Here is a 7,171-nt window from a genome sequence, read left to right as displayed (position 1 = left end):
GTACAAATGCATCACTCATTGTCAAATCGGTATCTTTTATATTATTTTCGACATTGCGCCAATTTGCAATAAATTCATCTATTTCACTCTTTAAACATCCTTTGCCTATTTCTTCCCTAAATTTATCGTTTATATTTTGTAGTAAAGAGCTTTTTATTAAATCTGCAGCACTTAGATCAAGGCCTCTATCATTTAATATTTGAAAAATTTTTATTGCTGAGCTTGTGTCTTTACAATCAATTCTAATTATAAACACTTTGTTAAATAAGTAATTAATAAAATCTCCGGTCTTGTCTTCTCCTAATTCTTTAAGTTTTTCTTTAAAAATAAAAGCTGTATTAATAAATTTTGCCTTTGGATTTTCATCATTTCTTAAATCTTTATTTTTTGGTTTAATTATATTGTCTAGATTCATATTGATAATTGTACTTTTAAAATCACTCATATATTGCGGATCAGTTAACATCTTTAATCTCTCGGTTTTACCTCTAAAGCAAATAAAATTATCCAATCTATCCTTATCTATGCTTGTAATATCGTCTGAATTTAAATTAATATCCTTATACATACTTCTTGTAACACAAAACAATATCATAAGCGTAGTCATTCTTTGCTGACCATCTATAATTTCAATGTCATTACCGTTTTTAGAGGTAATAATAGAACCCAAAAAATAATCAGCTATTTCATTTTCATATGCTTCAAGAATATCGGCCCAAAGTTGTTCAACTTGCTCATCAGTCCACTTATATGGACGTTGATAATTAGGTATCTTATAGAAACTGCCCTCATTGCCGAATAACTGTGCCAAATTTAATGTACTTGGTTCAAATGTTTCTATATTAAAGTTTTATCCTTTTTCCTTTAAATTTATTGTTTTTTTTAGCTACGCCGACGACTGCCGAGCTCTCATAACCCGCCTCTTTTAGACGAGAAAGAGCTAAATTTGCCTCGCTTTGCGGTACCGCTAGTAGCAATCCGCCAGAAGTCTGCGCATCATAGAGCAAGATATCGGCCTCGTCGCTAACAAATTTGGACACAAATTCGCGGTTTTTATAGCTGCCCTCAGGGATGATGCCCATATCGGCAAACTCGCGCGCCGCCGCTATCACGGGCACGTTATCAGCGTAAATTTCAAAGCTGATTTTATCGTTTAGCATTTCGATTAAGTGCCCCAAAAAGCCAAATCCTGTGACGTCGGTTGCCGCCGTTACGTTGATACCTTTTAGCGCGTCTACGGCATAAAAATTTAGCTGCCGCATCGTCTCTACCGCCTGCTTTATCTGCGCCGAATTTAGTAGATCGGCCTTGATCGCCGTGCTTAAAACGCCCGTTCCTAGCGGCTTTGTGAGTATAAGCGCATCGCCATCGCGCGCGGAGTTATTAGACCAAAAGCGGCTTGGCGAAACGACGCCCGTGACGCTAAGTCCGTAATACATCTGCTGCGTCTCTATCGTGTGTCCGCCCACGATCACGCCACCGCATTCGGCGACTTTGTCCTGCCCGCCGCGTAAAATTTCGCCCAAAATTTCGCCGCTTAGGTTACAGCTATCAAAACCGACGATATTTAGCGCGTTTAGCACCTTACCGCCCATCGCAAACACGTCGCTTAGGCTGTTTGCAGCTGCAATCTGGCCAAATATAAACGGATCGTCCGCCACCGGCGTGATAAAGTCTAGCGTCTGCACGAGCGCTATGTCGTCCGTGATCTTAAAGACGCTCGCATCCTCGTTTGTGCCGATATTTGAGAGCAAATTTGGGTGAGCTAAATTTAAATCGCCGATAGTTTTGTTTAGACCCGACGGGTCAAGCTTGGCCGCTCAACCCGCTGCTCGGACGAATTTCGTGAGACGTTTGTCGTTATAAATCATAGTTTGATTTGCTCGTGCGTAGTTAAAATTTGCATGATTTCATAGGCATTTGATATCTCTCCGACGCTTAGGTCGCTTACGAGTTTATACGCCTCCAAGCAGCTGCCGCAGCTTAAAATTTTAACGCCCGCAGCTTCTAAATCTTTAAGCGGTTTAAAGCTCGGATGAGCGCGATTCGTCGTCATTTTTACGGCGTTATTTACGCAAATGACGTACTCCGGTTTTTCTACCTGCAAAAGCGCGCCTAAAAATTTAGACAGCAAGCTAACGCCCACGTCACCGCTTCCGGCGTATTCTTCGTTTAGATAAACGACCGTTTTTTTGTTCTTTGGCGTGATTTCGCAGACGAATTCGTCAAAATTCGTTAACTCAAGTTTGGATTCGCCTTTAACGGCGGTGATTTTTGTCTCGGCGCCGTTTTGCTCTACGCTAAATTCGACGTTTTGGTTTTTTAAAAAGCGGCTGATGTTTTCTTTTGGGGCGATGGAATTTACTAAAATCTCAAGCTTTTCGCCGCTTTTTAAGCCTTCAAGCGCGTTTTTAGTCCTGATAACCGGCTCAGGGCAAGCCAAATTTCTACAATCGATTTGCATGATTTTTCCTTAAATTTATTACTCTTCAACCTGAAGTCTAGGGGGAATTTTATCTAAAAGATTTTAAATTTCGTATAAAAAAGAGGCTTGCAGGCTCGCCTCTGAAGCAAAAAAGGAGAAAGATTTCTCCTTTTTTATTATTTTAATTTTGGATAAGTTTTTTCGTATTCAGATACGGGGATTTTGTTTTTAGAGATTAGCTCTTGGTACCAGTAGTGGTGAAGCACGTAAACCTCTTCTTCTTCTTTGTAGCCAGTTATCATCGACCAGATAGCGCCGTGTATCGCGATAGCCGCCATGTAGATGTGTACTAGGAAAAATACTGCGCAAACGATACCAAGAACGTTATGAACTAGTGCAGAAGCTCTTAAAACTTCAATCTGAGATACGCCAAGCCAGCTCGCAACGTCTGGAGCTCTAAAGTCAAGGAAGAACATCGCAGCACCCGTTAGTATCATCACGATACCGCCAGGGATCGCTACCCAGTACCACGCCTTTTGACCGGCATTAAATTTGCCCGCAGGTACTGGACGTTTAACCTTTGATAGATATCCGCCGATGATCATCATCCATCTGATATCATAAACCGCAGGCAGCATCCTCACGGTCCAAGCTATCAACATCGGAGGTACCGAAACGGCAAATAAAATAGTAGCTAACCCGTGGATGTCTTTGCAAAATCTAACAAACGCGCCTCCGCCAAGCTCTGCGCCCCACATCATGATGACGCCGGTCGGTATGAGCACTATCCATGCGATTGCCGCAGCGCCGTGAGATACGCGCTCTATCATATTAAACGCATAGACTTTTTTGCCGTCGTGGCTGAAGTGTTTCGGTCCGATGATCAAAAAGTGCAGAACGAACGCGCCGATAACAGCCAAAATAAGCGACAAAGCCGCTATCGCGAAGTAGTCGTTGCCCTGAATGAACGTGAAAATCGGCCCCAAACCGTCTTCGTAAGGCTTAATGTTCTCGATTCTACCAGCAGCCCAGATATTGCTCTGGTATTGGTTCGTGCTAGGACTCGCCTCGATAGCGAAGGCCCAACAGGCGAAAACCGAAAGCAAACTAAAAATTCTCGTCATGCTATCTCCCTTTGGTTTTGTTTTCCGCCTTAAAAAGCTCGTCGTGGTCGGCATCCAGCCAAAGGCTAAATTTTGCGGATTTTCATGAAATTATATCAAAAAATAACGTAATGCAAGCTTAGCGCCGAAACACCGCTTTTTTAGGCGGTTAAGGCGCATTTTTATCAAAATCGGGGTCAAATTTATAATCCGCTATATTAATTCATTTATATAAGCTAGATTTTATTTATCTTAAATTTAACTTCGTTTGGGATTAAATTTGCGACAAATTCGGCAAGCAATAATCCGACTTTTAATTTTGGCGCTAAAAAGGTGCAGGTTTAGCAAGCCCTCACGCGAGGCGCAAGCCAAATAAAAGATCGCCGCAAAATTTGGTTAAATTTGCACCCCGAACGACGCCTCAAAATATCAAATTTACACCCTAAAAGGCGCAGTTTCAGGAGGCAAATTTAGTTTCGCCTCTCGTACTCTTCAAAGCCAAATTCCCGCACGGTTACAAGCTCGCCGTTTTCTTTTAAAAGGAGTAAATCGGGCAACTTTATACCGTTAAAGGTCGTGTTTTTCACGATCGTATAGTGGATCTGATCCTCAAATATCACCTTATCGCCCACGCTTAGCGGCGCGTCAAATTTATACTCCGGTTCGCCCGCGTCAAGTCCCACGATATCGCCTGCTAGACAGGTATTTCCGCCGAAACGGTAGCTAAATTTACCGCCCTTGCTCTCGCCTCGCACCGCCGGTCGGTAGGGCATCAGCACGGTGTCAGGCATATGCGCCTCGGCCGAGACGTCTAGGATGGCTATGGTTTTTTCGTTTTGTACGAAATCAAGCACCGAAGCAGCCAAAAATCCCGTCTGCCAGCCCACCGCTTCGCCGGGCTCTATGTAGACCTCGACGCCGTATTTTGCGCGGAAGTTTTTGATCAAATTTATGAGCAGATCCACGTCGTAGCCCTCTTTTGTCACGTGATGTCCGCCGCCGAAATTTACCCACTTCATGCGCGGGATAAACTCGCCGAATTTCTCCTCAAACGCCATCAATACGGTCTCCAGACTCTGCGCGCTCTCCTCGCAAAGCGCGTGAAAATGCAGCCCCGTAATGCCACCAAGCGCGTCTGCGTCAAAATTTGCGCGAGTGATGCCTAGGCGGCTATAGCGACCGCACGGGTTATAAGCGTCAGTCGGCGCGACGGAGAGCTCGGGATTTACGCGAAGGCCGCAGGTAACGCCCGCAGCTAGGGCTTTTTGCTTAAATTTCGTCCACTGCGCAAACGAGTTAAAAACCACGTGTTTTGAGAGCGCTAGCACCTCATCTATGTCCTCGTCTTTAAATGCCGGAGAATACGTGTGGATCTCGCCTCGAGCGTATTTTGCGGCAAATTTAGCCTCGTGCAGGCCGCTGCATGTCGCGCCGTCTAGATATTCGCCGACAAGCCCCATCACGCCGCTAAATGCAAAGCCTTTTAGGGCGACTAGCACCTTCGCGCCGCTCTCAACCTTGACACGTTTTAAAATTTCGAGATTCCCGCGCACCTTGGCCTCCTCGCAGACGTAGGCGGGCGTTTTTATTTTGCTTAATATTTCGTTCATTACGGCTCTTTCGTTTAAAATTTGGCGTAAGTATATCTAAATATTTTTTTAAGTAAAATCAAGAAAAAAATTTAATTTCAAAGGCGAATTTATGGTAGAAATCGAGTTTTTGGGCCCGATAAAGATGAATAATTTAAAGCTGGAAGCGGCAAATTTAAGCGAAGTAAAAGAAAAACTAGGCGAATACGCAGAGCTCGACGAGTGGCTAAAAATCTGCGCCGTCGCCGTAAACGACGAGATCGCAAGCTCTCTTGACGCGCCGCTAAAAGACGGGGATAAAATTTCCATTTTACCGCCGGTTTGTGGGGGCTAATATGCAGATTTTTGAAGGAAGCCTAGACGCTAAAGCGATCACGAACGCTTGGTACGATGAGTTCAAGGACAAAAACTGCGGCGCTCTCATCACGTTTACGGGCATCGTGCGCGAGGAAGGCGGCATCAGCGCGCTTAGCTTTGATATCTACGAGCCGATCCTGCGTAAATGGCTAGCGGGCTGGGAGCAAAAGGCAAAGGATCTGGGTGCATACGTGCTTTTTGCACATTCTCGCGGAGACGTGCCGGTGCACGAGAGCTCCTACGTCGCAGGCGTGGTAAGCCCGCAAAGAAAGGTCGCCTTGCGGCTAATAAACGAGTTCGTAGAGGACTTTAAGGCTAATGCACCGATCTGGAAATACGACGTCGTCGGAGGCGAACGCATCTACGCAAAAGAGCGCAGCCAAGCGATAAAAGGGGCGGGGCTTTTAGGCTAAATTTACTTGACTCGGCTTTGGTATACGAGCCGAGCAAATTTGACTACTTTTTAGATAAAAGATTTATTTCTTGCAGGCTAGGTTATGTTTTAGCCTGCTTTTTACTCTTAGCCGCCATCAAATTTGTCAAATTCAAGCTCGCTTTTTATATAAGTTAAATTTACGTCTTTCGCTCGCCGAGACCCGCGCCGCGAAAATGTCAAATTTATAAATTCAGCAAGATATACGACAAATATTCCAGACAGAATAGGCGTAGTTTAACTTTAAAATTTTAACCCGTTAGGGCGCGTATATGAAATACGTAACCGAAACGGGTTTAAAATTTTAAAGCTTGAAATCCGTCGTTTATGGGGAATCAAGCGGCTTTTTTATGGAAAAATCCCACATAAACCGCAAAAACAAACCCCATCGCTACCGCCCACGGAGCCGCTGCCGTTATGGCGCTCGGAGAGCTGGCAAGCAAGAAGTTATGCGCTACGGCCGCGCCCGCCGCCATACCGATGACGAATATAACCGAGCTTAGATTTCCCGTGCCCATTTGCACGAGATGCTTGCCGGGGCAGCCTTCGCTCAGGCTAAAGCAAAGCCCGGCCAGCATCATACTAAGGAAGTTCCAAACTACGTCGTTGTGTGCGATAGGCTGGCCTTCAAAGCCGAATTTATACTGCCCGAGCGCTAAATTTACGATGCTGGCAAAAACGACGATACTGATAATGCCCGTAAACATCGAGAAGTCACCTTTAAAAAGCCTGCCAAACGCCCCGACGCTGCAAAATTTGCTTTTGTGCATTAGCGCGCCCACGACGATACTAAAGCCAAGCGAGATCAGGATCGGAGCGTGCATGGAGCCCGGGCCTTTTGCGGAGCTAAAAAGAGCGCCGTTTTCGCCGAGCTTTAGCCCAAGAGCCAGCGCAGCAAGCAGCAAAATACCCATAACCGTCGGCAAAACGCCTATCGCGGCCTGAGTTTTAGTCTCGTGCGTGAGGCCGTAGCCGAGCTTTTTGAAAAATACGCCCGCGCAAACGCCCGCAAAAATACCGACGACTCCTGCAATCGCCGTCATATCTCCGCCGCCAAGACGCAAAAACGCTCTCCACGGGCAGCCTAAAAACACGAGGCAACCGATCATCGCGAAAAATCCGAGAAAAAAGCGCACGAAAGGCGACGAACCCGTAGTCGCGCTAAACTCTTTCGTCCAAAGCACGCTAGCTAAAAAGCCGCCCAAAATAAGCCCGATGATCTCCGGGCGCACGTACTGCACGACTCCTGCACGGTGAAAGCCCA

General features: G+C 45.5%; 8 protein-coding genes. 2 read left to right on the top strand and 6 right to left on the bottom strand.

Going from position 1 to position 7,171, the window contains the following annotated elements:
- From Q0200_RS07320 to nspC, 5 genes are all read right to left on the bottom strand, one after another.
- Positions 1-811: DUF262 domain-containing protein (locus Q0200_RS07320; protein ID WP_297939687.1), on the bottom strand; the 811-nt coding region annotated here is incomplete at its 3' end.
- A gap of 31 nt (positions 812-842) precedes the next feature.
- The gene (gene selD, locus Q0200_RS07315; protein WP_297939689.1) at positions 843-1,868 is read right to left on the bottom strand and encodes a selenide, water dikinase SelD; all 1,026 of its coding nucleotides are present in this window, start codon (positions 1,866-1,868) and stop codon (positions 843-845) included.
- Positions 1,868-2,464: a sulfurtransferase-like selenium metabolism protein YedF gene (gene yedF, locus Q0200_RS07310; protein WP_297939684.1), complete on the bottom strand. Its 597-nt coding sequence runs from the start codon at positions 2,462-2,464 to the stop codon at positions 1,868-1,870. The genes selD and yedF overlap by 1 nt, the downstream gene beginning before the upstream one ends.
- A 137-nt stretch (positions 2,465-2,601) precedes the next feature.
- The gene (locus tag Q0200_RS07305) at positions 2,602-3,549 is read right to left on the bottom strand and encodes a formate dehydrogenase subunit gamma (RefSeq protein WP_297939681.1); all 948 of its coding nucleotides are present in this window, start codon (positions 3,547-3,549) and stop codon (positions 2,602-2,604) included.
- A 449-nt stretch (positions 3,550-3,998) separates the two neighbouring features.
- Positions 3,999-5,138, bottom strand: coding sequence for a carboxynorspermidine decarboxylase (gene nspC, locus Q0200_RS07300; protein WP_297939679.1), 1,140 nt, complete (start codon positions 5,136-5,138; stop codon positions 3,999-4,001).
- A gap of 91 nt (positions 5,139-5,229) precedes the next feature.
- Here nspC and Q0200_RS07295 point away from each other — a divergent pair, with 91 nt between their 5' ends.
- Both Q0200_RS07295 and Q0200_RS07290 read left to right on the top strand, forming a co-directional pair.
- A complete protein-coding gene (locus Q0200_RS07295; protein WP_297939676.1) occupies positions 5,230-5,451 on the top strand; it encodes a MoaD/ThiS family protein in 222 nt (73 codons plus the stop codon).
- A 1-nt stretch (position 5,452) separates the two neighbouring features.
- Entirely contained in the window at positions 5,453-5,887 is a 435-nt protein-coding gene (locus tag Q0200_RS07290) for a molybdenum cofactor biosynthesis protein MoaE (protein WP_122870920.1), read from the top strand.
- A 355-nt stretch (positions 5,888-6,242) separates the two neighbouring features.
- Here the strand turns inward: Q0200_RS07290 and yedE are convergent.
- A partial coding sequence (gene yedE, locus Q0200_RS07285; protein ID WP_297939673.1) for a YedE family putative selenium transporter occupies positions 6,243-7,171 on the bottom strand: 929 nt, incomplete at its 5' end.

Origin of the sequence: uncultured Campylobacter sp., from assembly GCF_938045225.1 — a bacterium.
Taxonomy (GTDB): Bacteria; Campylobacterota; Campylobacteria; order Campylobacterales; family Campylobacteraceae; genus Campylobacter_A.
The sequence above is the reverse complement of the archived record's forward strand: the minus strand, read 5'-3'. Positions and strand labels throughout refer to the sequence as shown.

Bases quoted from the DNA above. Each gene is read 5' to 3' on its own strand.
- yedF (WP_297939684.1), bottom strand. From the start codon at position 2,464: ATGCAAATCGATTGTAGAAATTTGGCTTGCCCTGAGCCGGTTATCAGG.
- Q0200_RS07305 (WP_297939681.1), bottom strand. From the start codon at position 3,549: ATGACGAGAATTTTTAGTTTGCTTTCGGTTTTCGCCTGTTGGGCCTTC.
- nspC (WP_297939679.1), bottom strand. From the start codon at position 5,138: ATGAACGAAATATTAAGCAAAATAAAAACGCCCGCCTACGTCTGCGAG.
- Q0200_RS07295 (WP_297939676.1), top strand. From the start codon at position 5,230: ATGGTAGAAATCGAGTTTTTGGGCCCGATAAAGATGAATAATTTAAAG.
- Q0200_RS07290 (WP_122870920.1), top strand. From the start codon at position 5,453: ATGCAGATTTTTGAAGGAAGCCTAGACGCTAAAGCGATCACGAACGCT.